The 24414-nt window shown below is 30.1% G+C and carries 21 protein-coding genes and 1 pseudogene; 15 read left to right on the top strand and 7 right to left on the bottom strand.

Annotated elements, in window-relative coordinates; all coding sequences use genetic code 11:
• Positions 1-41 precede the first annotated feature (41 nt).
• Genes alaS through FBF10_RS03430 form a run of 3 tightly spaced genes read left to right on the top strand, consistent with a single transcriptional unit; the run spans position 42 to position 5049 of the window.
• The gene (gene alaS, locus FBF10_RS03440; protein WP_002889202.1) at positions 42-2570 is read left to right on the top strand and encodes an alanine--tRNA ligase; all 2529 of its coding nucleotides are present in this window, start codon (positions 42-44) and stop codon (positions 2568-2570) included.
• Positions 2570-3121, top strand: coding sequence for a septum formation inhibitor Maf (maf, locus tag FBF10_RS03435; RefSeq protein WP_002855005.1), 552 nt, complete (start codon positions 2570-2572; stop codon positions 3119-3121). Before alaS ends, maf begins: the two co-directional genes overlap by 1 nt.
• On the top strand, positions 3118-5049 hold the full coding sequence (locus FBF10_RS03430; RefSeq protein ID WP_002867666.1) for a penicillin-binding protein 1A: 1932 nt from the start codon (positions 3118-3120) through the stop codon (positions 5047-5049). The genes maf and FBF10_RS03430 overlap by 4 nt, the downstream gene beginning before the upstream one ends.
• 27 nt (positions 5050-5076) lie before the next feature.
• Here FBF10_RS03430 and FBF10_RS03425 read toward each other — a convergent pair whose 3' ends face one another.
• Entirely contained in the window at positions 5077-7650 is a 2574-nt protein-coding gene (locus FBF10_RS03425; protein ID WP_020246891.1) for an AAA family ATPase, read from the bottom strand.
• Between the two features lie 111 nt (positions 7651-7761).
• Positions 7762-8052 (bottom strand): metal-sensing transcriptional repressor, encoded by a 291-nt coding sequence (locus FBF10_RS03420; protein ID WP_002859054.1) that lies wholly within the window; start codon positions 8050-8052, stop codon positions 7762-7764.
• Between the two features lie 126 nt (positions 8053-8178).
• On the opposite strand from FBF10_RS03420, the gene FBF10_RS03415 reads away from it, so the two are divergent.
• From FBF10_RS03415 to FBF10_RS03365, 11 genes and pseudogenes are all read left to right on the top strand, one after another.
• Entirely contained in the window at positions 8179-9513 is a 1335-nt protein-coding gene (locus FBF10_RS03415; RefSeq protein WP_002856815.1) for a S41 family peptidase, read from the top strand.
• A gap of 1 nt (position 9514) precedes the next feature.
• Positions 9515-10225, top strand: coding sequence for a phosphoribosylaminoimidazolesuccinocarboxamide synthase (gene purC / locus FBF10_RS03410; protein WP_002854922.1), 711 nt, complete (start codon positions 9515-9517; stop codon positions 10223-10225).
• 8 nt (positions 10226-10233) lie between these two features.
• A complete protein-coding gene (gene purS / locus FBF10_RS03405) occupies positions 10234-10479 on the top strand; it encodes a phosphoribosylformylglycinamidine synthase subunit PurS (RefSeq protein WP_002858611.1) in 246 nt (81 codons plus the stop codon).
• 1 nt (position 10480) lies between these two features.
• Positions 10481-11153 (top strand): annotated as a pseudogene (purQ, locus tag FBF10_RS03400) (phosphoribosylformylglycinamidine synthase I).
• On the top strand, positions 11125-12321 hold the full coding sequence (locus FBF10_RS03395) for an SH3 domain-containing protein (protein ID WP_002884539.1): 1197 nt from the start codon (positions 11125-11127) through the stop codon (positions 12319-12321). The pseudogene purQ and the gene FBF10_RS03395 overlap by 29 nt, the downstream one beginning before the upstream one ends.
• Positions 12302-12994 (top strand): lysophospholipid acyltransferase family protein, encoded by a 693-nt coding sequence (locus FBF10_RS03390; protein ID WP_002867672.1) that lies wholly within the window; start codon positions 12302-12304, stop codon positions 12992-12994. Before FBF10_RS03395 ends, FBF10_RS03390 begins: the two co-directional genes overlap by 20 nt.
• Entirely contained in the window at positions 12988-13356 is a 369-nt protein-coding gene (crcB, locus tag FBF10_RS03385) for a fluoride efflux transporter CrcB (protein WP_002859058.1), read from the top strand. Before FBF10_RS03390 ends, crcB begins: the two co-directional genes overlap by 7 nt.
• Before the next feature lie 72 nt (positions 13357-13428).
• Positions 13429-15255 (top strand): molecular chaperone HtpG, encoded by a 1827-nt coding sequence (htpG, locus tag FBF10_RS03380; protein ID WP_002866408.1) that lies wholly within the window; start codon positions 13429-13431, stop codon positions 15253-15255.
• Positions 15252-15569 (top strand): rhodanese-like domain-containing protein, encoded by a 318-nt coding sequence (locus FBF10_RS03375; RefSeq protein ID WP_002859060.1) that lies wholly within the window; start codon positions 15252-15254, stop codon positions 15567-15569. Before htpG ends, FBF10_RS03375 begins: the two co-directional genes overlap by 4 nt.
• Positions 15569-16003: a hypothetical protein gene (locus tag FBF10_RS03370; RefSeq protein WP_002869868.1), complete on the top strand. Its 435-nt coding sequence runs from the start codon at positions 15569-15571 to the stop codon at positions 16001-16003. The genes FBF10_RS03375 and FBF10_RS03370 overlap by 1 nt, the downstream gene beginning before the upstream one ends.
• Before the next feature lie 3 nt (positions 16004-16006).
• On the top strand, positions 16007-17776 hold the full coding sequence (locus FBF10_RS03365) for a Na/Pi cotransporter family protein (protein ID WP_052789860.1): 1770 nt from the start codon (positions 16007-16009) through the stop codon (positions 17774-17776).
• A gap of 14 nt (positions 17777-17790) precedes the next feature.
• On the opposite strand, the gene FBF10_RS03360 is transcribed toward FBF10_RS03365, so the two are convergent.
• The 5 genes from FBF10_RS03360 to mltG form a co-directional block, all read right to left on the bottom strand.
• On the bottom strand, positions 17791-19581 hold the full coding sequence (locus FBF10_RS03360; RefSeq protein WP_002867674.1) for a penicillin-binding protein 2: 1791 nt from the start codon (positions 19579-19581) through the stop codon (positions 17791-17793).
• 6 nt (positions 19582-19587) lie between these two features.
• The gene (fliE, locus tag FBF10_RS03355; protein WP_002856884.1) at positions 19588-19884 is read right to left on the bottom strand and encodes a flagellar hook-basal body complex protein FliE; all 297 of its coding nucleotides are present in this window, start codon (positions 19882-19884) and stop codon (positions 19588-19590) included.
• Positions 19885-19890: 6 nt separating this feature from the next.
• Positions 19891-20385 carry a flagellar basal body rod protein FlgC gene (gene flgC / locus FBF10_RS03350; RefSeq protein WP_002867675.1) on the bottom strand — a complete coding sequence of 165 codons (495 nt, stop codon included), beginning with the start codon at positions 20383-20385 and terminating at the stop codon, positions 19891-19893.
• A 9-nt stretch (positions 20386-20394) separates the two neighbouring features.
• Positions 20395-20826, bottom strand: coding sequence for a flagellar basal body rod protein FlgB (flgB, locus tag FBF10_RS03345; RefSeq protein ID WP_002859066.1), 432 nt, complete (start codon positions 20824-20826; stop codon positions 20395-20397).
• A 79-nt stretch (positions 20827-20905) separates the two neighbouring features.
• Positions 20906-21907, bottom strand: a complete 1002-nt coding sequence (mltG, locus tag FBF10_RS03340) for an endolytic transglycosylase MltG (RefSeq protein WP_002859925.1) — start codon at positions 21905-21907, stop codon at positions 20906-20908.
• Between mltG and FBF10_RS03335 the strand changes: the two genes are divergently transcribed.
• Positions 21822-24392: a DUF3971 domain-containing protein gene (locus tag FBF10_RS03335; protein WP_002887685.1), complete on the top strand. Its 2571-nt coding sequence runs from the start codon at positions 21822-21824 to the stop codon at positions 24390-24392. The genes mltG and FBF10_RS03335 overlap by 86 nt on opposite strands.
• Positions 24393-24414 lie beyond the last annotated feature (22 nt).

Genomic DNA, 24414 nt, shown 5'->3' with positions numbered 1-24414 from the left:
TGGTATGATATGTTTTTATAAAAATTTCTTTAGGAAAATTCATGGATATTAGAAAAGCTTATTTGGATTTTTTTGCATCAAAAGGACATGAGATAACCCCGTCAAGTCCTTTAGTTCCTGATGATGCAACTTTACTTTTTGCCAATGCGGGCATGGTGCCTTTTAAAAGTATATTTACAGGAGAAATTCCACGCCCAAACCCTCCACGCAAAACAAGCTGTCAAACTTGTATAAGAGCAGGTGGAAAGCACAATGACTTAGATAATGTTGGCTATACCGCACGCCATCATACTTTTTTTGAAATGCTTGGGAATTTTAGTTTTGGAGATTATTTTAAAGAACAAGCCATAGCTTATGCTTGGGAATTTGTAACTGAAGTTTTAAAACTACCTAAAGATAAACTTTATGTAACCGTGCATGAAAACGATGATGAAGCTTTTAATCTATGGCAAAAACACATTCAAAAAGAAAGAATTTACAAATTTGGCGATAAAGATAACTTCTGGCAAATGGGCGATACTGGTCCTTGTGGTCCTTGTAGTGAGATTTTTTATGACCAAGGACAAGAGCATTTTAACTCAAGCGAAGATTATATGGGCGGAGATGGAGATAGATTTTTAGAAATCTGGAATCTTGTTTTTATGCAATACGAAAGAAGTGCTGATGGAGTGCTTAGCCCACTGCCAAAGCCAAGCATTGATACAGGAATGGGGCTTGAAAGGGTAACAGCGATTAAAGAAGGTAAATTTAGCAATTTTGATAGCTCGCTTTTTATGCCAATCATCAATGAAATTTCAAAACTTTGTAATAAAACTTATGTTTATGAAAGCGGAGCAAGTTTTAGAGTCATAGCTGATCATATAAGATCAAGTGTATTTTTGCTTGCACAAGGGGTAAGTTTTGATAAAGAAGGTAGAGGTTATGTTTTGCGTCGTATTTTGCGTCGTGCTTTAAGACATGGATATTTGCTAGGTTTTAAACAAGCTTTTATGTATAAACTAGTTGATATTGTGTGCGATTTAATGGGCGGACATTATACCTATCTTAATGAGAAAAAAGACTTTGTAAAAGAACAAATTCGCCTTGAAGAAGAAAGATTTTTAAGCACTATAGAAAATGGGATTGAAATTTTTAATAAAGAGCTTAAAAACACTAAAGAAATTTTTAGCGGAGAAGTAGCCTTTAAGCTTTATGATACTTATGGTTTTCCGCTTGATTTAACGGCTGATATGCTAAGAGAAAAAAATCTTAAAGTTGATGAAGAAAAATTTGAACTTTTCATGAATGAGCAAAAAGCACGCGCTAAGGCTTCTTGGAAAGGAAGTGGAGATAAAACTGCAAGCGGAGATTTTAAAAACTTACTTGAAAAATTTGGAGAAAATCATTTCGTAGGTTATGAAAAAGCAGAATGCGAAAGTAAAATTTTAGCCCTTTTAGATGAAGATTTTAAAGAAGTTTCCACCCTTAAAGATGCGGGTTGGGTGATGCTTGAAAACACACCTTTTTATGCAACAAGTGGGGGGCAAAGTGCTGATAGTGGATTTATAGCTAAGCGTGAAGTTTTAGATACGCAAAAGTTTTTTAATCTCAATCTTAGCTTTATAAAAGCAGGCGAAGAACTAAAAGTTAACGATATAGTTCATGCAAGAATCGATACAGAAAAAAGAGAGCAAATCGCACGCCACCACTCAGCCACTCATCTTTTACATCATGCTTTAAGAGAAATTTTAGGTTCTCATGTAAGCCAAGCAGGATCTTTGGTTGAAAGCAATAAACTAAGATTTGATTTTACTCATCATAAAGCTTTAAACAAAGAAGAGCTAGAAAGCATTGAAAAAAGAGTCAATAAAATGATTATAAACTCAAGCGAAGCTATCTTAGAAAATATGCCTTTAGAAGAAGCTAAAAAAAGCGGTGCTATAGCATTGTTTAATGAAAAATACCAAGGCAATGTGCGTGTTTTAACTCTAGGTGAAAGCAAAGAACTTTGCGGGGGAACTCATGTTAAAAATACTGCTCAAATAGGAAGTTTTTACATAGTTAAAGAAAGTGGTGTGAGTGCTGGAGTTAGACGTATTGAAGCTGTGGTTTCTAAAGCGGCTTTAGAATTTGTAAAAAATCAACTCGAAGAACTTTCTAAAGTAAAAGATGAACTTAAAAATAATGATATTTTAAGCGGGATTAAAAAGCTTAAAAATGAAATTTTAAGTTTAAAAAATGAGCTTAAAAATTCAAGTAAAACCGAGCTTGATTCTAAAAATATCCAAGGTGTTGAAATTTGCGTAAAACGTATAGATAATGGTGATATTAAAGCTATGATTGATGATTTTAAAAACAAATTTGCTAAAGCGGTGATTTTACTTATCCAAGTAAAAGATGAAAAAATCACTTTAGCAGCTGGCGTTAAAGATGTGCCTTTAAAAGCAGGAGCTTTGGTTAAAGAAGCGGCGCAAATTTTAGGTGGAAATGGTGGCGGAAGAGATGATTTTGCTACTGCAGGTGGAAAAGATTTAAGCAAAATCAATGAAGCTTTAAAACAAAGCTTAGAAACGATAGAAAAAGCACTTTAATGTTAATTCTTGCTTCAAGTTCCATTTCAAGAGCTAACTTGCTTAAAACCGCAAAGATTGATTTTAGGCAAGTTAGTTTTGATTATGATGAAAATTTAAATAAAAATATTTCACCTTTTTTATATGTTCAAAAAATAGTTCTTGAAAAAGAAAGACAATTTTTAAGTACTTTAGGCAAAGATTTTCAAAACCAAAATTTGCTTTTTGCAGATAGTATAGTTTGTATAGATGAAAAAATTCTTACCAAAGCAAAGGATAAAAAAGAAGCTTATGAAATGCTTGCCTTGCAAAATGGAAAGTATGCAAGTATTTTATCGGCTTTTTTGCTTGTAAAACCTGAAAAAAGAGTTTTTTCTCTTTCAAAAACTACGCTTTATTTTAAAAATTTTGATGAAAATGCTTTAAGAGATTATGTAGAAAATGATCTTTATAAAGGCAAGGCGGGTTGTATTATGTGTGAGGGTTTTCATCAAAATTTCATCACCCAACAAGTAGGAAATCTAAGCACTGCTTTAGGGCTTGATATCCAAACTTTAAAGGCTTATTTATGAAAATATTAAAATATATTTTTTCATTTTTTACTCTTTTGTTTATAGCTGGATTTATTTATGTGGCTTATCTTTTCACAAGTGCTGATACTGAGGGTTATACTTTTAAAGAATACAAACCTCCTCTTACAACACAAATTTACGATAGAAATGGCAAGCTTGTGGCTAATATTTTTGAACAACATCGTTTTTACGCTCCTTATGAAGAGCTTCCTCCACGCCTTATAGAAGCTTTGGTTGCTATAGAAGATACAAGCTTTTTTGAACATAATGGAGTTAATATCGATGCCATTTTTAGAGCTGCTGTAAAAATCATAAAAAGCGGTGGAAAAACCATGGAAGGAGCTTCCACTCTTACCCAGCAATTTATTAAAAACACGGAATTAACCCCTGAAAGAACTATTACGCGTAAAATTCGCGAAGCTTTGCTTGCTTATAAAATGGAAACCATTTTAACTAAAGAGCAAATTTTAGAAAGGTATTTAAATTTTATTTTTTTTGGACATGGGTATTATGGAGTAAAAACCGCAGCTTTGGGGTATTTTCATAAAAATTTAAATGAATTAAGCCTTAAAGAGATTGCTATGTTAGTAGGTATGCCAAAAGCACCTAGCAGTTATGATCCTACAAAGCATTTAGATCTTTCCATTTCAAGAGCAAATAATGTTATTTCAAGAATGTATAATCTAGGTTGGATTTCAAAAGCAGATTATGATACAGCCATTAAAGAAATTCCGCAAGTTTATGATGATACGCTTACTCAAAATGCTGCTCCTTATGTCGTAGATGAAGTGATTAAACAATTAAGCCCTAATATCAAAGACTTAAAAACAGGTGGATATAAAATCATTTTAAATATAGACTTAGATGTTCAAAATATGGCACAGAATGCTTTAAAATTTGGTTATGATGAGATAGTAAAACGCGATAAAGATGCAAATTTAAGCACTTTAAACGGAGCTATGGTCGTGGTAAATCATCAAAGTGGTGATGTTTTAGCTTTGGTAGGTGGAGTTGATTATGAAAAAAGTAATTATAACCGTGCTACTCAAAGTATGCGTCAACCTGGAAGCTCTTTTAAACCTTTTGTGTATCAAGTGGCGATTAATTTAGGATATTCGCCTATGAGTGAAATTGCTGATATTTCTAGAATTTTTGAAGGTGGAGCGGGTAATAATGAGGATTGGAAACCTAAAAATGAAGGGGGTAAATTTTTAGGTTTAATTACCTTAAAAGAAGCTTTAACAAGATCAAGAAATTTAGCTACCATTAATCTCGCACTTGATATGGGGCTTGATGTTCTTTACTCTAAACTAATGGAATTTGGATTTAAAGATATACCGCCTAATTTATCAATCGTATTGGGAAGTTTTGGTATTTCTCCTTTGGAGTATTCGAAATTTTATACCATGTTTGGGAACTATGGTACGATTAAAGATCCTCAAATTATCAGACAAGTTCAGGATAAAACCGGTAAAACCATCATGGAATTTAACTCAAATGAGCGTAAAGTCAGCGATGAAGCGCAAAGTTTTCTGGTTTTAGATATGATGAGAAATGTTGTTGAAAAAGGCACAGGGCGTAATGCAAGAGTAAAAGATATAGAAATAGCAGGAAAAACAGGAACAACGAATAAAAGTGTTGATGCTTGGTTTTGTGGACTTACGCCTGAAATAGAAGCAATCATTTGGTATGGAAATGATAACAACAAGCCTATGCGTTATACAGAAGGTGGGGCTAGAACAGCTGCTCCTGTGTTTAGAGAATTTTTAACTCAATATATAGAAAAATTCCCTGATACAACTAGAAAATTTAGCATTCCTAATGGAGTTTATCGTGGAAATTATAAAGGAGAAAGTGCTTATTATACCACCAAATCACCATTACCAAAAGCAAATATGAAATTTAATGAAAGCGAGATTATATTTTGAAAGTAGAAAGATCTACTTTCAAAATGATTAAGCTTTTTTGATGATTATTTCATCATCTTTTGCATCAATGATAATGCTATCATTTTCATGAAGTTCATCGGCAAGTATCATATCGCTTAATTTATCTTCTATAAGATCATAAATAGCTCTTCTTAAAGGTCTAGCACCAAAATCAGGGTCAAAACCATCTTTAGCGATTAAAAGGGCTGCATTTTCGCTTAAACTTGCTTTTATTCCCTTGTTTTCTAAGCTCATTTGTAAATCTTTAAATAAAAGCTTGACTATTTCATAAGCTTCATCTTTTCCAAGTGGATTAAAGGTGATAATATCATCTAAACGGTTTAAAAACTCAGGTTTAAAGAAATTTTTTAACTCATTTTTTACCGCATCTTCTTGTTCTTTTCCACTTAAATTCATAATGGCACTTGAGGCGATATTAGAAGTTAGAATGATAATGGTATTTTTAAAATCCACTGTTACACCTTTGCTATCGGTTGCTCTACCATCATCTAAAATCCCTAAAAGCACATTAAATACATCTTTATGTGCTTTTTCAACTTCATCAAACAAAAGTACGCTATAAGGTTTTCTTCGTACAGCTTCAGTAAGCTCTCCACCTTCTTCATGTCCTATGTATCCTGGGGGCGCACCTAAGAGTCTTGAAACACTATGTTTTTCCATAAATTCACTCATATCAAAGCGAATCATTGCTTTTTCATCGTCAAATAAAAATTTTGCCAAAGCTTTGGCTGATTGTGTTTTTCCTACCCCTGTTGGTCCTAAAAATAAAAAGCTTCCTATAGGCTTATTGTCCGTATTAAGTCCCGCTTTATTACGTTTAATGGCTCTAGCTAAAGCACTTAAGGCCTTATCTTGTCCTATGACACTTTCTTTTAAATGTTTTTCCACTTCTAAGAATTTTTGTTTTTCAGAAGTTAACATTTTTTGCACGCTAATACCCGTCCATTTGCTTAAAATTCCAGCAACCAAATCCTCATCCACTTGATTTTTAAGTAAAACTCCATTTTCACTCATTTTTTTCCATTTATCTTCTAAGATTTCTACTTCTTTTTCAAGACTTGGAATTTTTCCATACTCTAGCTCGGCTGCTTTTTGAAATTCACCTCTAGCTTTAGCCAAAGAAGCTTCATTTTTAAGCAGATCAATTTCTTTTTTCTTAGTACTTATACCATCAAAAACACTTTTTTCATTTTCAAACTGTGAATTTAAGGCATTTTGTTTTTCTTTTAAATTGGCTAGTTCTTTTGCGATTTCATCAAGTCTTTTTTGATTTTTCTCGTCATTTTCCATTTTTAAAGCTTCATTTTCAACTTCTAAAGTTTCTATATCTTTGCGTACTTTTCTTAAAGAACTTGGTTCGCTTTCAATTTGCATTTTCAGTTCAGCTGCAGCTTCATCGATTAAATCAATGGCCTTATCAGGTAAAAAACGATCCGCTATATAACGCTTTGAAAGTTTAGCTGCAGCTACTAAAGCGCTATCATTTATAGTTACATTATGATGAATTTCAAGCTTTTCTTTTATACCCCTTAACATAGCCAAAGCCTCATTAACACTTGGCTCACCTACATTTACAGGTTGAAAACGGCGTTGCAAGGCTGCATCTTTTTCAAAATATTTACGATATTCTTTTAAAGTAGTTGCGCCTATGGTATGGAGTTCACCTCTTGCAAGAGCGGGTTTTAAAATATTTGCCGCATCCATACTGCCTTCACTCGCTCCAGCTCCTACTATAGTGTGAATTTCATCGATAAAAAGAATGATATTTTCACTTTTTATCACTTCATTAACCACAGCTTTTAATCTATCTTCGAATTCTCCTCTGTATTTTGCACCTGCAATTAAAGCACTCATATCAAGAGCGATAACTTTTTTATTTTGCAAAGATTTTGGAACATCTTTTTTGATAATTCTTTGTGCTAAAGCTTCTACTATAGCTGTTTTTCCTACGCCTGGTTCACCTAAAAGTATAGGGTTATTTTTGGTTTTGCGTATTAAAATTTGCATCAAACGTTCGATTTCTTCTTCTCTGCCTATAACAGGATCAAGTTTACCCTCGCTTGCTTTTAAGGTTAAATCTATACCAAATTTATTTAAGCTGTCTAAGGTTTCATCGCTTGTTTTGCTATCGATTTTGCGTCCCGCTCTTAGACTTTCAAGCTCTTTTTGAAATTCTCTTAAATCTAAAAATTGCGCCAAAATTTCTTTAATAGGACTTTTTTGACTTTCACTTATAAGCCAAGTATCCACACTTAAATAACTATCTCCATTAGCACTCATTAATCCTTTAGCATTTTCTAATGAATTTATAAGTTCATTGGAAAAGCGTATATTTTCACGGTTTACATTTGAACTCGTTGCAAGTTTTGAAATTCTGCTTTTAATTTCAAGCTCTAAGGCTTCTTTAGAAATATTTAATTTATTTAAAATTTGATTTAAAATACTTGCATTATCTACGCTTAAAGCCCATAAAAGATGTAAAGGTACAACTTCATTATTTTTAGAATGTATAGCTAAAGATACTGCACTTTCAAGGTTTGAAAGCATATTATCAGTTAAAAAATCTTGTATATTTGCCATGTTTTATCCTTTATTTAGTTTATATACTTGCTATTATATAACTTTAGTCATATAATGTCAAGTTAATTGAGTAAAATTTTTTAAATAATAGGACAAATGACTAATTTTAGATTATTTCATAAACATATCTATAGCCTTGTTTAATTCTTCTATACTTTGAATATCATTTTCTTCTATAGCATGTACCATACAATGAGCTAAATGTTCTTTTAAAACTACTTTTGCAGTATTGTTAACTTCGGCTTTTACGGCAGCAAGCTGGATTAAAATTTCACTACAGTCTTTGTCATTTTCAACCATTCTTTTAATAGCGCTTAAATGTCCTATGGTTCTACTTAGACGATTACAAACTGCTTTAAGATGTTTTTGAGAATGTGTATGAGTATGTTTTTCTTGGCACATTGTATTAACTTTCTTTTTGAAATTTTTAGTCTATTTTAACATATTTTTAAGAATTTAAATTTATTTACGAATTTTTAAGCAATTTTTATTAAAATTTACTCTTTAAACTAATTAAACTAAAACTCAATGATGGAGCTTATTTTGAAAACAAAACGATTTTTTGCGGGTCTTGCAGGCTTTGCTACTACTTTCATTTTATGTCTATTTTTAACAAGTCATTTACAAGCTAAAGTTGATCAAAAAGAAGAGCAGGTTCAAAAACGCCTAGAAGCTTTAGATAAGCTTACAAAAACTCTTGCTATAGTAGAGCAATACTATGTGGATGATCAAAATATCAGCGATTTGGTGGATAAATCTTTATCAGGGCTTTTAAGCAATCTTGATGCGCATTCTTCTTTTTTAAATGAAAAAGATTTTAATGATATGAAAATTCAAACTAATGGTGAATTTGGCGGCCTTGGTATAACCGTAGGTATGAAAGATGGTGCTTTAACAGTTGTTTCTCCTATAGAAGGAACACCAGCAGATAAAGCAGGGATAAAATCAGGAGATATTATTTTAAAAATTAATGATGAGGCCACTTTAGGAATTAATCTCAATGATGCTGTAGATAAAATGCGTGGTAAGCCAAAAACTCAAATCACTTTAACCATTTTTAGAAAAGGTGCAACAAAACCTTTTGATGTTACACTTACAAGAGAAATTATTAAGATAGAAAGTGTTTATGCAAAAATGATAGAAAATGAAAACATTCTTTATCTTAGGGTTACAAATTTTGATAAAAATGTTGTAGATGTGGCAAGTAAAGAACTTAAAAAATATCCTAATGTTAAAGGAGTTATTTTAGATCTTAGAAATAATCCTGGTGGACTTTTAAATCAAGCCATAGGACTTGTAAATTTATTTGTAGATAAAGGTGTTATTGTTTCTCAAAAAGGACGCATCGCAAGTGAAAATCAAGAATATAAAGCCGATCCTAAAAACAAAATTTCTAATGCTTCTTTGGTTGTGCTTGTAAATGGTGGAAGTGCTAGTGCAAGTGAAATCGTAAGTGGAGCTTTACAAGATCTTAAACGCGGTGTTATTGTGGGTGAAAATACTTTTGGAAAAGGTAGTGTTCAGCAAATCATACCTATTAATAAAACTGAAGCTTTAAGGCTTACTATTGCAAGATATTATCTTCCAAGCGGGCGTACTATTCAAGCAGTGGGTGTAAAACCTGATATTGAAGTTTTTCCAGGTAAAGTAAATACTCAAGAAGATGGTTTTTCTATAAAAGAAAGCGACTTAAAACAACATTTAGAAAGTGAGCTTGAAAAAATAGATAAAAATAAAAAAGAAGATAAACAAGAAAATAAAGACAATAAAAATCTAATCAGTCAAAAACAAATCAATGATGACGCACAGTTAAAATCAGCTATTGATACTATTAAAATTTTAAATATCAAACAAGGACAATAAAATGACAAAAAAAGAAATGCTTTACGAAGGAAAAGGTAAAAAACTTTTCAAAACTGATGATGAAAATTTACTAATTAGCGAGTTTAAAGATGATTTAACTGCTTTTAATGCAGAAAAAAGAGGCAATGAAAGTGGAAAAGGCGCATTAAACTGTAAAATCAGTACTGAAATTTTTCATTTGCTCGAAAAAAATGGGATTAAAACCCATTTGGTAGAAACTATAAGCGATACAGAACAAGTGGTTAAAAAATGTAAAATTGTTCCTATTGAAGTTATAGTACGCAATGTTGCAACAGGTTCTCTTACAAAAAGACTGGGCATTAAAGATGGCACTGTGCTACCTTTTGCTTTGGTGGAATTTTGTCTTAAAGATGATGCCTTAGGCGATCCTTTTATCAATGATGAGCATTGTTTGATTTTAAATTTAGTGCAAAATGAAGCTCAAATTAGTGAAATTAAAAATATGGCTAGAAAGATTAACTCTATTTTAACTCCATTTTTTGACAATAAAAATTTAAGGCTGATTGACTTTAAAATCGAACTGGGTTTAACTAAAGATAATGAACTTGTTTTAGCCGATGAAATAAGCCCTGATAGTTGTAGATTTTGGGATAAATTTAGTAATGAAAAATTAGACAAAGATAGATTTCGTCAAGATCTAGGTAATGTAAAAATGGCTTATGAAGAAGTTTTAAAAAGAATATTAAATTAAGGAAAAATATGGAAGTTATTGTAAATATTTCTTTAAAAAATGGGGTTTTAGATCCACAAGGCAAAGCGGTGGAAAAAGCTTTGCATTCTTTAAATTTTAATAGTGTTAAAGAAGTAAAAATAGCAAAACAAATCAAAATTTCTCTTGATGAGAAAGATGAAAAATTAGCCAAAGAACAAGTAAAAAAAATGTGTGAAGAGTTGTTGGTAAATAGCGTCATTGAAGATTATGAGCTTATAATTGAGAAAGAGTAAAATGAAAGTTGCTATTATTAGATTTCTAGGGACAAATTGTGAATTTGATACAGCTTATGCCTTTGAAAAACTTGGAGTAAAAACGCAGATTATTTGGCATGAAGAAAAAGAATTTGATGCAGATTTAGTTGTTTTGCCAGGCGGATTTTCTTATGGAGATTATCTAAGATGTGCAGCTATTGCAAAACTTGCTCCTGCTATGCAAGGTGTTTTTAATCATGCAAAAAAGGGAGGATATATCTTAGGTATTTGTAATGGTTTTCAAATTTTACTTGAAAGCGGTCTTTTAAAAGGTGCAATGAAGCATAACAACAATCTTAGTTTTATCTCAAAAAACCAAAATTTAAGAGTAGTTTCTAATGGTAATGCCTTTTTGAAAAATTTCAAAAAAGATGAAATTATTAATTTACCAATTGCCCATGGAGAGGGAAATTATTACGCTGATGAGGCTACTTTAAAAGAATTGCAAGATAAAGATCTTATTACTTTAAAATACGAGCCAAATCCAAATGGTTCTGTATTTGATATCGCAGGAATTTGTGATGAAAACAAAAAAATCTTTGGACTCATGCCACATCCTGAGCGTGCTTGTGAAAAAGTCCTAGGTAATGATATAGGTTTGAAAATGCTTAAAGGCTTTTTATTTTGAAAATTTTATTAACTTTAATTTTTAGTGTTGTTGTATTGTTTGGCAGGGGTGAAATTTCTGTATTTAGCGGCCAAGATGAAAATATGCAAAAAGAATTACAAAAATTACCCCAAGAAGAACAAAAAATTTATCAAAATATTCCGCCAAGTGATGAAAACAATGACTTTGAAAGCAATGTAGATGATCCTTTTGTAGCTAAAGGGAGTTTGGTTCTTACAAATAATGAATATCCAAGTAGGGTATATGTTGGAGAAGTTTTTCCTATTACGATCTATGCTCGCACTACGGAAAATACAAAATTTGATTTTAACATAAGCGTAGAAAAAACTAACTTATCTTTTTTAAATCCAGATGCAAAATGGGAATTTATCAATAACGAATATAAAACAACTTTATGGTTTGAAGCCAAAAATTCAAATGCTAGTTTGAGTAAAATTTCTATCAAACTTCTTAGAAATAATGAAGCTTTTCAAGAGGCTGATATCAATCTTAATCCTATCAAATTTGAAAATACTTTATCCAATAAAGATTTTTCACACCTTGTGGCAAGTTCTTTGGAAATTAAAAAAGTTAAAGCGAGTTATTTTGATGATGCTAATATCATTATGATGGTAGAACTAAACGCAACCAATACAAATCTTAAAAGCTTTTTTATAGAAGGAATTCAAAAGCAAGGTATTGAAAATTTAAAAGGGGATTTTAATGCTTCTAGTGCTTTTTATTATGCTATTTTGCCATTAAGTAAAACAAATTTTGAATTTTCGTATTTTAATAAGGACAGTAAAAAGCTTGAAAATATAAATTTAAAACTAAAAATTAGTGACGATGAGATCAGCACTCAGAGTGATTTAAATCCTGTAAATAAAGACTTAAATATTTATAAACAATATACCTTATGGTTTTTAGCGGTTTTATTTGGAGCTTTATTTGTATGGAGAAAAAATTACATTATTCTGGCTTTGGCAGTTGTTTGTTTTGCACTTAGTTTTCTTGTAGATACCAATACTCAAAATGCAATTATCAAGACTGGTTCTAGGGCTAAAATTTTACCTACAGAGCCTTCAACTTATTTTTATACGGCAAATGCAGATGAAAAAGTAGAAGTTTTGGGCAAAAGACAAAATTATATTAAAGTATTGTTTTCTGATGGAAAAATAGGTTGGGTTAATAAAGATGATTTACAAAAAAATTAAAGCTCTTTATTTTTGGATTTTTTTTGTTTTAAGTGTTGCTTTGGTGATTTTTTGTTTTTGCTTTACAAAATCTCAAAACACACTTTGGAAAATCCGCAAAATTTGGGCTAAATTTCAAAGATATACTATCTCTTATAAACAAGAAATCATTGGTACTTTTAATCCGCAAGCTCAGATGATTTTAATGAATCATCAAAGTGCTTTAGATATCATCGCTTTAGAAGAATTATATCCTAAAAATTTGTGCTGGATTGCCAAAAAAGAATTAGGAGAAATTCCTATTTTCAAAGTTGCTATGAAAAAACCAAAACTTCTTTGTATAGATAGAAAAAATCCGCGTGATTTGGTACGAGTTTTAAAAGAAGCAAAAGAAAGAATTAGTGAAGATAGGGTTTTGGCTATTTTTCCAGAAGGAACTAGATCTAAAAATGAAAAAATGCTTAAATTTCAAAGTGGAGCAAAAATTTTAAGTGAAAAATTAAATCTTAAAGTTCAACCCATTTTAATTGTGGATTCTGCAAAAATTTTAGACACAAAAAGTTTTAGTGCAAGCAGCGGAGTGCTTAAAATCATTTGTATGGATTTAGTCGATACAAATGATGACAAATGGCTTGAAAACACTAGAAAAAAAATGCAAGAATTACTCGATCAAGAAAGAGCTAAGCTTTGCTAAATACCCTTTTAGTTGTTGGTTTTGGGGGATTTATAGGAGCAATCTTAAGAATGTTTTCTATTAATTTAGTGAATAAATTTTTTCCTTATTCTATCAGCCTTGGAACTCTTTTTGTTAATGTTTTGGGTTCTTTTATCATAGGACTTTTGTTTTCTTATGCACAAAATAAAGGTTTATCTCCTTTACTTAAAAGCTTTATAAGTACAGGTTTTTTAGGAGCTTTTACAACTTTTTCTACTTTTTCTTATCAAAATTTACTTCTTTTGCAAAGTGGAAATTATCTTCATTTTGCGTTAAATATTATCTTAAATGTCTTTCTTTGCTTATTTGCCGCATGGCTTGGTTTTATAATTTTCAAATAAATCTTTAAATTTACTTTAGAATTTGTATTTTTTGCTAAAATACCACTTTAAAAAATCACAAAGGAAGTTAAAATGCAATTTCAAACCGAAGTCAATCAGCTTTTACAGCTTATGATACATTCTTTATATTCTAATAAGGAAATTTTTTTAAGAGAACTTATTTCAAATGCAAGCGATGCTTTAGATAAGCTTAATTTTTTAAGCGTAAGTGATGATAAATATAAAAGCTTAAAATTTGAACCTAAAATTGAAATCAAAATTGATAAAGATAAAAAAACTTTAAGTATTAGTGATAATGGTATAGGTATGGATAAAGATGATCTTATCAACAACCTTGGAACCATAGCAAAAAGCGGCACTAAAAGCTTTTTAGAAAATTTGAGCGGTGATGCTAAAAAAGATTCTCAACTCATAGGACAATTTGGAGTAGGTTTTTATTCTGCTTTTATGGTGGCTAGTAAAATCGAAGTTTTAAGCAAAAAAGCTTTAGATGATAAAGCTTATCTTTGGAGTTCTGATGCAAATGGTTATGAGATTAATGACGCAAACAAAGAAGAACAAGGAACAAGCATTACTTTATACTTAAAAGATGATGAGTTTGCTAATACTTATAAAATCGAAAGCATTATAGAAAAATATTCTAATCATATTCAATTTCCAATTTTCATGGAAAAAGAAGAATTTACTCCTGCTAAAGAAGGCGAAGAAGAAGGAAAAACTGAACTTAAAATTTCTCAAATCAATAAAGCCAACGCTTTATGGAGAATGCAAAAATCAAGCCTTAAAGTAGAAGATTATGAAAGATTTTATGAGCAAAATTTTCATGATTCAAACAAACCTTTACTTTATCTTCACACCAAAAGCGAAGGAAAATTAGAATACAATTCTTTATTTTTCATACCACAAAATGCACCTTTTGATTTATTCCGTGTGGATTATCAAAGTGGCTTAAAACTTTATGTAAAACGCGTATTTATCAGCGATGACGATAAAGAACTTTTACCAACTTATTTGCGTTTTGTGCGGGGGATTATCGATGTAGAAGATTTACCACTTAATGTAAGTCGTGAAATTTTACAAGAAAATCAAATTTTAAAAGGTGTTAAAGAAGCTAGCGTTAAAAAGATTTTAGGTGAACTTGAAAAACTTAAAAACAATGATAAAGAAAAATACTTATCTTTCTTTAAAACCTTTGGCAAGGTATTAAAAGAAGGACTTTATGGTTTTGGCGGAGAAAAAGACAGTCTTTTAAAACTCATGCTTTATAAAAGCACCAAAGGTGAAAATTTACGCTCTTTAGAAGAGTATAAAAATGACCTTCAAGGCGAACAAAAGGAAATTTTTTATATAGCAGGAAATAATGAAAGTTTATTAAGAACCTCTCCTTTGCTTGAAGAGTATAAACAAAAAAATATAGAAGTTTTACTCATGGATGATGAGATTGATTCTTTGGTAACTCCTATGCTAGAATTTGAAGGTTTGAAATTTGTAGCTATTAATCAAGTAGAAGATAAAAATGAACTAAGCGATGAAGAAAAAAATACTTTTGCTCCACTTGTAGCTAAATTTAAAGAACTTCTAAAAGATCAAGTTGAAGATGTAAGACTAACCAGTCGTTTAAAAGATAGTCCAAGTTGTATAGTTTATGATAAAAATAAACCTGATTTTGCTATGCAACAACTCTTAAAACAAATGGGTCAAGAACAAAATTTCAAACCTATTTTAGAAATCAATCCAAAACATGCTATTTTTACAGGTCTTAAAAACAACGAAAGTTTTAGTGCAGATATAGCAACCCTAGTTTTAAATATGGCAAAACTAAGCGAAGGTATGGGAGTGGATAATCCTGCTGAATTTAATGCAAGCCTTACAAAAATTATCAATAAGGCTTTTTCATGATAGAAAATATCCCTGCAAGTCTTTGGACAAAGCAAGATTTAAACGCATATCAAATTTTTGATGTGCGTACTCCTTTAGAATGGGAAGAGGGTATTTTACCTAATGCGCAATGTGTGGCTTTATATGATAATCAAGGGCTTTTAAATGCTAAATTTTTAGATGAATTTCAAAGCAAAAGAGATGAAAGTAAAAAACTTGCTTTTATTTGTCGTAGTGGCCATAGAAGCATGGTTGCAGCTGAATTTATAGCTGAAAAATTGGGACTTGAAAGCATCAATTTAGATGGCGGAATGCTAGCCCTTAAGGGTTGTTAATGCTAGGAATTTATTTACTCATAGCAGCTTTGTCTTTTTTAGCTCTTTATTTTGCTGTTAAAAAGCTTACTTTAAATATAGACGAGCAAACCCTTTTAGAGCCTATTAAAATGGATGTTTATCCGAAATTTTGCGATTTAATCGATGAAAAAATCAGACAATTTAAAGAAAATGTCCAAAATACTAATTTAGCATTAAAAAATTCTGATCAAAAAGATGAATTTTTAGAAAAACTTGGGGATTTAAGCAGAGAGTTGACTTTCATACAAACCATGAATTTAAGCAATAAAAACGATAGTATCTGGCAAAATGAACTTTTTTCTTTTTTAAAGGAATTAGAAAATTTATTGCTTGAGTATCTAGAAAAAGGCGAAGAAGAAGCCGAAAATTTAAGAGAATTTCTGATGAATGAATTTGAAAAACTAAAAGGTTAGGCATTGCAAGAGGAAAGAAATTCTTTAAAATATTTTAAATTTATTTCATGGAGTATTTTTACTTTAGTTCTGATTTTTATTTTAATTCGTTATGACGAGCTTGCCAATCTTTTAGCAGGAGTGGCAATACTTCTTATTGGAATGACTAATTTAGGTATAGGTTTTAAAGCTTTTAGTGGTGGTTTGCTTGAAAAAATTTTAGCGAAGTCAACCGATACAAAGATAAAAAGTATACTTTTTGGTACTTTAAGTACTTTAATTATGCAATCTTCAACTTTAGTTTCTATTATTACGATTTCTTTTTTGAGTGCAGGGCTTATTTCTTTGGGTGCGGGCATAGGGATTATTTTTGGAGCAAATTTAGGAAATACGGCAAGCTCTTGGCTGATTGTTGGTTTGACAAATATTAAAATTTCAATGCTAGCTATCCCACTTTTGATTATTGGAGTATTATTTTTCTTTCAAAAAGATAGTGTTTTAAAAGGTTTGGGTAATATTTTTATTGGTATAGGATTTTTCTTTTTGGGTGTGGATTATATTAAAAGTGGTTTTGAAAATTTTAAACATATAATTGATCTTTCTCGTTTTGATTTTGCTGGTTTTAAAGGAGTTTTTGTTTTTTTAGGATTAGGTGCTTTGCTTACAGGAGTTATACAATCAAGCACAGCTACAATGGCTATGATTGTTGCTGCTTTACTTGCAGGACAAATCAGTTTGGAAAATTCCTTAGCAGCAACTTTAGGCACTAGTGTTGGAGGAGTTGTAACGGCTGTTTTAGCTTCTTTAAGTACCAATATTGAAGGAAAGAAATTAGCGTTTGCAAATTGTATTTTTAATTTTGGTATAGCTTTTTTAATAGTGCTTATTTTTCCTTATTTTATACATTTTCTTAATTTTTTATCCATTGTATTAAACATAGAAGATATAGCTTTGAAAGTAGCATTATTTCACACTTTGTTTAATTTAATTGGCGTTGTGCTTTTTTCATTCTTTACTCCTCAAATTGTTCTTTTTTTAAATAAGATAGTAAAAGCTCCTAAAGATAAGAATAAAGACAAGCCTTTATATCTTGATGGTAGTTTGGTTAAGTTTAGTGACACAGCCATCGAAGCTTTAAGGAAAGAAAGCGAGCATCTTTATAACAATACCTATGTAATTGTTGCTCATGCTATAGGTTTTAGTCGTAAAGATATACAAAGTGATAAAAGTTTTAAAGAAATTTTAGAAAATAAAAAGTGGTTTAGTAAAAATGTGGATTTAGACTATTTGTATCAAACTAGGATAAAGGTTCTTTTTGAAGCTATTATCGATTTTTCAACTAAAGCACAAGTTTATATTAACGATGAAACAAAGAATCATAAAATTTTTACCTTTAAGATGGCAGCTAAAAATTTAGCCGAAACAACTAAAAATTTAAAAATTATCCAAGCAAATATTAAGAAATATTCTAGTTCTTCTAATGAATTTTTGGCTTTAGAGTACAATAAAATTAGATCGAATTTAGGAGAGCTTTTAAGAAGTATCGAAGAGCTTAGAGTTGTTGAAGATCGTGAAAAGCTTTATTTGATTATTAAAAATCTTCAAAAAGGAAAAGAAATTTTAAAAGAAATCGATACTTTAACCTTGAGCAATGTTGAACATCTTATTTCAGTAAGAAAAATCACAACAGCTGAAGGAATTTCAATACTTAATGATACAACTTTTGCTGCTAAGATTGCTGAAGAACTTATAGGTGCTGTTGAGGTGATATTTTCTAAAGATATATCAAACTAGTTGTTTGTGCTAGTTTAGTTATTGTCTTGTATAGGCGTTAGAAATTCTTCATTGATTAAAATATCAACAACATCTTTAAACATAGGCAAAGCACTTTGTGCAGCATAATAACTATAAGGTTTAGTAGGATGTCTTACGAGAACTCCTATGGTATAGGCGTGATTTAAATCATTTGCAAAACCAAAAAAGGATGCATTGTAGCGATTTGAGGTGTAACCTTGTCTTTCGGCTATTCTTGCCGTTCCTGTTTTACCTCCTGCAATAATACCTTGTGTAATTGCCTTTTTTCCTGTTCCTTTTTCTATAACATTTATAAGAACATTTTGCATCGTTTTAGCGGCTTCGCTAGAAAGAATTTTTTCTTTTTTTACATCATCATCAAGATTTGTAAAGCGTCCATTTTGATAGAATTTTTCAGCTAAACGTGGTGTGATATAAAACCCATCATTGTTGAAAACATTATAAGCTGCAAGGAGTTGTATAAAGGTTGTTTTAAGTCCATAACCATAACTTAAAACAGATTTTTCTATATCTCTTAAGCGCTTAGGATTTGGAATTTCTCCTTTTTGTTCATAGGGTAGATCAATACCACTTTTTTCGCCAAATTTAAATATTTTAAGTCCTGATACGATTTCTATATTGTTAAGCCTTTTAGCAATTTGTATCATGCCTATATTTGAAGAATATCTTATAACTTCCTCCATAGTCATTTTGTCCATTTTGTGATCGTCTTTGATGGTGAAACGTCCTAGCTTGTAAGAACCGCCATAAGTATTAATCACTTCATCCATTTTTATTTTACCAAGTCTTAAGGCTGTTGTAAAGATAAAAGGTTTGATAACAGAACCTGCTTCATAGCCGTATTCTATAGCGCTTGCATTAAGAACTGATAGATCCTTTCCGCGATTTTGTGGGTCATAACGCCTTGAGCTTGCTAGAGCTAAAATTCTTCCTGTTTTACTTTCCATTACCCCAACGATGATTTCATTGGCTTTTAAATCCTCATTTCTTTGATCTATAGCTTTCTCTATACTTTTTTGCAGTTTTAAAGAAAGATTTAAATATAAATCACAACCATTGATCTTTTTTTGTTGTAGTGAATTTAGATTTAAAATAATATTTCCACCTATATCTTTAAGTCCTTGAATTTTTTCATTTTGAACAGGGCTTAGACATGCATCGTAGTATTTTTCTAAACCTTTAACTCCTATATTTTTTAAAATTCCACTTTCTGGATCTAATATCATTTTAGTATAACCGATAATAGGAGTAAAAGAATCTTTTGACATGTAAATTCTATCTTCTTCATGTTCGATGATATTTAATCCTCTTGTTTCAACTCTTCCTGAGTTATTTGTAAAAGCTTTGAAAAAACCTTGTATATAAAGTTTTTTAGCAAGATCTTTAAGGTAGCTTGCTTGCTTGGAGTCTAAGTTTTGTAAAAGAACAAAATTATAAGAGCGTTTTTTTTGATTTTGCATTCTTTTTTTAATATCTGCTACTTGATCGTTACTTATCCCACTATAAATTTGAAAAAGCTTTAAAAATAGATCAAATTTATCTTTGTTAATGCTTCTAAGATCAATTTCAGCACGATAAATTTGTTTAGAACTTGTGATAGTAAAATTATCTTTGGTTATAATCGATCCTCTTAGAGCAAGAGCGTATTGATCTTTTTCAGTGTTAGGTATATGACGTTTTGATGTAAGAAAAAAAGTAGAGCTGATAAAAATAATCATAAACAAAAGTGCCATGCAGTAGGCAAAGGCAACTTTTGAAACCCTATTTTTTTTATATTCTTGCATTAGGGTTTAAATTTGAGTTCTTGTGATTTCTTTATAAGCACTGATCGCTTTATTTCTTACTTCTAGCATAAATTTCATGCTGCTTTCAGCTTTAGTGATAGCTATAGCTGCTTGATGTAAATCTTTTACTTGTCCTGTGGCAATGTCTGTCATTGCAGCTTCTCCACTTTCTTGTGCTTTATTTAAATCATCGATTTCATTTTTAAGCATCTTGGCAAATTCATCACCAATTCCTGTGGAATTTTGACTTTTGTTGGTATTTGAAATATTATTATTTAACCTTAAATCATTAATATTGTTCATTTTTTATTATCCTCTTAATAAATCAATCGCACTTTGAGCTATAGTTTTTGCACTTGTAAAAGCACTTACATTGGCTTGATAAGCTCTTGTAGCTTCAATCAAATCTGCCATTTCAATAACAGGGTTTACATTTGGATACGCTACATAACCTTCAGCATTTGCATCAGGATGACTTGGATCATACTTCATACGAAAATCTTTGTCATCTCTGACCACTTTATCCACTACAACACTTTGAATAGCAGGTTTAGCTTCTTCTGGCGAACTTGGATCATTTAAAGGATTTTCATATTTTAAAAAATTATTATCTTTGTTAATTCGCTCATTTAAAAGCTTATCAAAATCTGTTGCTTTAAAGATCACTTCGCGTCTTCTATAAGGCCCACCTTCAGCTGTTCTTGTAGTGTTTGCATTAGCTATATTAGAGCTAATAACATTCATTCTAAAACGTTGAGCACTTAAACCATAACCACTAATATCAAAATCACTTAAGTATGCCATAATTTACCTTTAACTTAATTTAGAGCTTGCATCAAGTATAGAACTAAAGATATTGCTTTGTCTTCTTAAAACTCCATCAAGAGCTGTTATCATAACTGTATTTTTACTCATTTCTGTAGTTTCTACATCTAGATCAACAGTATTTGCATCATTTCTTGCCAAATGACCATCTCTTAAGTAAATAGTAGATTTACTAGGATCAGGAAATTTCCAAGGTTTTTGATGCCCTTCTTCGGTTACTGCCAATTCTAATTCTTTTTTGTCATTTTTTTTGAAAATTTCATTTGCACGATTTACCAAAGCTGTTTCAAATTCAATATCTCTTGCTTTATAAAAAGGAGTATCAACATTTGCAAGATTGGCATTGATGAGTTGATTTCTTAGATTTCTACCCGCTAAAGCACCAGTGACTAGTTCTTTTGATTTAAATGGGTTAATCATTTTTTATCCTTTTTATAATTTTTAATATTAACAAGCAAATACTGTTCCAATTTAACTATTTTGTATAAAAATATCAAAATTATTTTCCTTTTTGTAAATTTATGGCTTTATTGTGATCATCTATATTTGTGCTAAAAATATGAACTCCAGTATTTTTATCACGCACAAAATATAAATAATCTGTCTTTAAAGGAAAAATAGCTGCACGAATAGCAGCTAAAGAAACATTACAAACCGCTTCTTTAGGCAATCCTGTAAATTTATAGGTATTATAAAAGCTATTATCTTGTCTTATTCTTTGTGGGGTAACTTTTACATGGGAGTAAATTCCATAATTTAAAGTTCCATCCATTTGAAGCTTCATACCTTTTTTAAGTCGATTGTAAATTACGCTTGCAACTATAGGCATTTCATTGTCATTAGCAGCTTCTTTTTGTATTACAGAAGCGATGATGATATATTGGTGCCATTTTTTTGGATTATAATCACCAAAAATTTTCTCAGAAGTTTTTTTATTGGAAATTTCAGCATGGTTTAAAAGCATTTGAATGAGTAGATTTTCTGTAATGCCTTTCGGGATTTTATAAGTTTCTGGTAAAAAAACTCCTTCATCATAAGGAGCTTGAGCTTGAAATTCTTTTAAAAGTATATCTTTATCAAGTCCAAGTTGTTTGGCTGCTTGTTCTAGAAAGATTACGCTTGTTTCTCCTGGGATAAGAGTAATGGTTTGAAGTGCTGCTTTAGCAATAGTGAGTTTATGTAGAAATTCAGCTCTATTTAAATCTTTTGTACCTATGTTGATCCAGCCTGATTGAGGGTGTCCTAAAAAAAATAAAATATATTTATCAATATTACTCATCTGATATTTATTTTGCTTTAAATATGTTATAATTTGAGAAATTGAACCTTGGGGAATAAATACCACAGAATTGCTTTTTAAAGGCTGAGTTAGATAATAAAAAATCCCCAAAATAAATATCAAAAAGAAGTTGCGTATGAAAAAGAAAATTTTATATATTGTTGTATTTTTTGTTGTGCTTATATTAGCTTTGTTTATAGTGCTTAAAAATGGAATTGTCATCTCTAGTATCCAATTTGATTTTTTAAAATTGGAACAATTATATATTAAATTAGATAAAAAATTAATTGTACGAGCAAAAAATATCACTATAAATGAGACTCAAAATTCCGAAATTTCATCACAAACCCACTCTTCTGATAATGCTTCAACAGAGATTTTAAAAATAACAAAAAATTTAAAATATCTATATACTTTTGTTAAAGAGATTGATATACAAAATTTAAATATAAAAGATAATCATGTGCGTATTTTATTTAAAGATAATGAATTTTTTATAGATAATGATTTATTGTTTTTAAAATTAACATTACAGCGTCAAAATAAAGAACTTATAGCTGATATTAAAAAACTTTTATTAAAAGATTATGATTTAAGTATTGATGGAAATTTAAGTATCAATACTAAGAGCGAGTTTTATTATTTTCAAGGTAGAGCAAGTGGAGAATTGCTTGACTTTAACGCAAGCATCTCTTACAAAGATAAAAATTTAGCTTATAAAATAGAAGATTTAAACATTAGAAATATTACGGAAATTTTTAAAAGAGTTAATAAAAGAATAGAACTTCCGCAGAGTTTAAATCTTTGGGTAGCATATAGGGCTAAGGGAGAATTTTATCATTTAGATTATTTGCAGGGCTTTATAGATTTTACTAAAGATAATTATTATTTAGACAATATTAGTGCATCAGGTTATGTTAATAATGTCAAAGTTCGCTTGGATGATAAAATGAATGCTATTGAAATTCCAAAACTCGATTTAAATTTAAACAAACAAAAGCTCGATTTTGTCTTTAATAAAGCTTTCTATAATGGTGCTGATTTAAGTTCTAGTAAGGTTTATCTATATGATTTGTTTGATGAAAAAAAAGTTGGGATTTATTTGCGCATTAAGTCTGATAATCTAAAATTTGACGAAAAACTTGCTAAAGCTTTAGAGGATTATCATTTTTCACTACCTTTTTATCAAAAAAGCGGAAAAATTAAAAGTGATTTGGAGCTTAAAATTGATTTTCATGATAAGGGTGAAATTTCTTATAGTGGTATTTTAGCTTTAGAGAATGCTAGTATTTCTTTGGCTGATTTTAATATTACAAAAGCATTTGTAAAATTAAATCAAAATGATTTAAATATAGAAAATGCCAGTGTTAAAAATGGCTTTTTAGAAGCTGATTTTAATGCTAAATTTGACTTACAAAAACAGCAAGGAAATTTCAATACTCAGATTTCAAGGCTTTATTTTGACAATGGAGAGCTTTTAGATTTAAAAAATCAAAATGTAGAAGTAAAATTAGATTATTCGCAAAATGTTAACATTAGCATTCCTCAGTGGAATTTGATTTTAAATTTTAAAGATGGACTTGAGGCTAATCTTAATAATCCTAAGATTTTATTTTCATTTTCTCCATTACTTAAAAAGCTTGGGTTTATCGATGCTAAAAATGTTTATTATAAAACTTTAAATTTTGAAGATTTTAATGCAAGTGTTAATGATGCTTATTTTAAAAATAATTTACTTATCAACGGTCAAACTCCTTATGAAAATGATAGCTTTGATATTGTAAAAAATAAGGGCATTATGGAAATTCATACTCAAAGTGATACAGCAAGTGCTAAAATAAGTTCTGATAATAAAGAAATTCATTTAAAAAATTTAAGTTATATTTATAGAAAACATTCCAACTCTTCAAATTCAACATTTGATATTGCTACTAATACCCAAAATATTAGTTTTGGTGGAGCAAATGTAGCTTTAATTTTGGCAGATTCTAATAAAACTTTGGCTTTTGATAGAGTAGAAGCTGATTTAAAAGGCAATGCTTTAGATCTTAAAGGTTCTAGAGGAAATGCAAAATTTGATCTTTATTATTCTTCTAATGATTTAAATTTAAACGTTAGCAATATTGATGATAATTATTTAAATGAGTTTTTACAAAAACAAGCTGTTCAAGATGGAGTGTTTAACTTAAGTATAAAAGGAAGTGGATTGGAGTATTTTGATGGACAGATCGATTTTAAAAATACTTATGTGAAGGATTTAAGAGGTATAAATCAGCTTATTTCCTTTATCGATACTGTACCAAGTTTATTGATGTTTAAATCTCCAACTTTTAATCAAAAAGGTTTAAGCTTACATGATGGAAAGATTATTTTTAATAGAAAAAAAGATCTTTTAAGTGTTTTGGCTATTAATTTAAATGGCGATAGTGTAGATATATATGGTTTAGGATCAGCAAATTTAAGATTAAATACAGTGGATTTTAGTTTAGAGCTTAAAACTTTAAAATCAGCTTCAGAAGCTATATCCAAGGTTCCAATTTTAAATTATGTAATTTTAGGTAAAAATCAAGAAATTAGCACAAACTTAAAAATAGATGGAAGTATAGATGACCCTAAATTTCATACCGAAATTTTAACAGATACCCTAAAAACCCCTTTTAATCTTATTAAAAATATCATACAACTTCCTGCTAATTTACTTAATTAAAAATATTTAAAGTTTGTTTGAA

The organism is Campylobacter sp. CFSAN093249 (assembly GCF_011067895.1).
GTDB classification, from domain to species: domain Bacteria; phylum Campylobacterota; class Campylobacteria; order Campylobacterales; family Campylobacteraceae; genus Campylobacter_D; species Campylobacter_D jejuni.
Note: the sequence above shows the minus strand (reverse complement) of the source record. Positions and strands in the feature narration are given on the sequence as shown.

Bases quoted from the DNA above. Each gene is read 5' to 3' on its own strand.
- alaS (WP_002889202.1), top strand. From the start codon at position 42: ATGGATATTAGAAAAGCTTATTTGGATTTTTTTGCATCAAAAGGACAT.
- maf (WP_002855005.1), top strand. From the start codon at position 2,570: ATGTTAATTCTTGCTTCAAGTTCCATTTCAAGAGCTAACTTGCTTAAA.
- FBF10_RS03430 (WP_002867666.1), top strand. From the start codon at position 3,118: ATGAAAATATTAAAATATATTTTTTCATTTTTTACTCTTTTGTTTATA.
- FBF10_RS03425 (WP_020246891.1), bottom strand. From the start codon at position 7,650: ATGGCAAATATACAAGATTTTTTAACTGATAATATGCTTTCAAACCTT.
- FBF10_RS03420 (WP_002859054.1), bottom strand. From the start codon at position 8,052: ATGTGCCAAGAAAAACATACTCATACACATTCTCAAAAACATCTTAAA.
- FBF10_RS03415 (WP_002856815.1), top strand. From the start codon at position 8,179: ATGATGGAGCTTATTTTGAAAACAAAACGATTTTTTGCGGGTCTTGCA.
- purC (WP_002854922.1), top strand. From the start codon at position 9,515: ATGACAAAAAAAGAAATGCTTTACGAAGGAAAAGGTAAAAAACTTTTC.
- purS (WP_002858611.1), top strand. From the start codon at position 10,234: ATGGAAGTTATTGTAAATATTTCTTTAAAAAATGGGGTTTTAGATCCA.
- FBF10_RS03390 (WP_002867672.1), top strand. From the start codon at position 12,302: ATGATTTACAAAAAAATTAAAGCTCTTTATTTTTGGATTTTTTTTGTT.
- htpG (WP_002866408.1), top strand. From the start codon at position 13,429: ATGCAATTTCAAACCGAAGTCAATCAGCTTTTACAGCTTATGATACAT.
- FBF10_RS03375 (WP_002859060.1), top strand. From the start codon at position 15,252: ATGATAGAAAATATCCCTGCAAGTCTTTGGACAAAGCAAGATTTAAAC.
- FBF10_RS03370 (WP_002869868.1), top strand. From the start codon at position 15,569: ATGCTAGGAATTTATTTACTCATAGCAGCTTTGTCTTTTTTAGCTCTT.
- FBF10_RS03360 (WP_002867674.1), bottom strand. From the start codon at position 19,581: ATGCAAGAATATAAAAAAAATAGGGTTTCAAAAGTTGCCTTTGCCTAC.
- fliE (WP_002856884.1), bottom strand. From the start codon at position 19,884: ATGAACAATATTAATGATTTAAGGTTAAATAATAATATTTCAAATACC.
- flgC (WP_002867675.1), bottom strand. From the start codon at position 20,385: ATGGCATACTTAAGTGATTTTGATATTAGTGGTTATGGTTTAAGTGCT.
- flgB (WP_002859066.1), bottom strand. From the start codon at position 20,826: ATGATTAACCCATTTAAATCAAAAGAACTAGTCACTGGTGCTTTAGCG.
- FBF10_RS03335 (WP_002887685.1), top strand. From the start codon at position 21,822: ATGAAAAAGAAAATTTTATATATTGTTGTATTTTTTGTTGTGCTTATA.
- mltG (WP_002859925.1), bottom strand. From the start codon at position 21,907: ATGACAATTCCATTTTTAAGCACTATAAACAAAGCTAATATAAGCACA.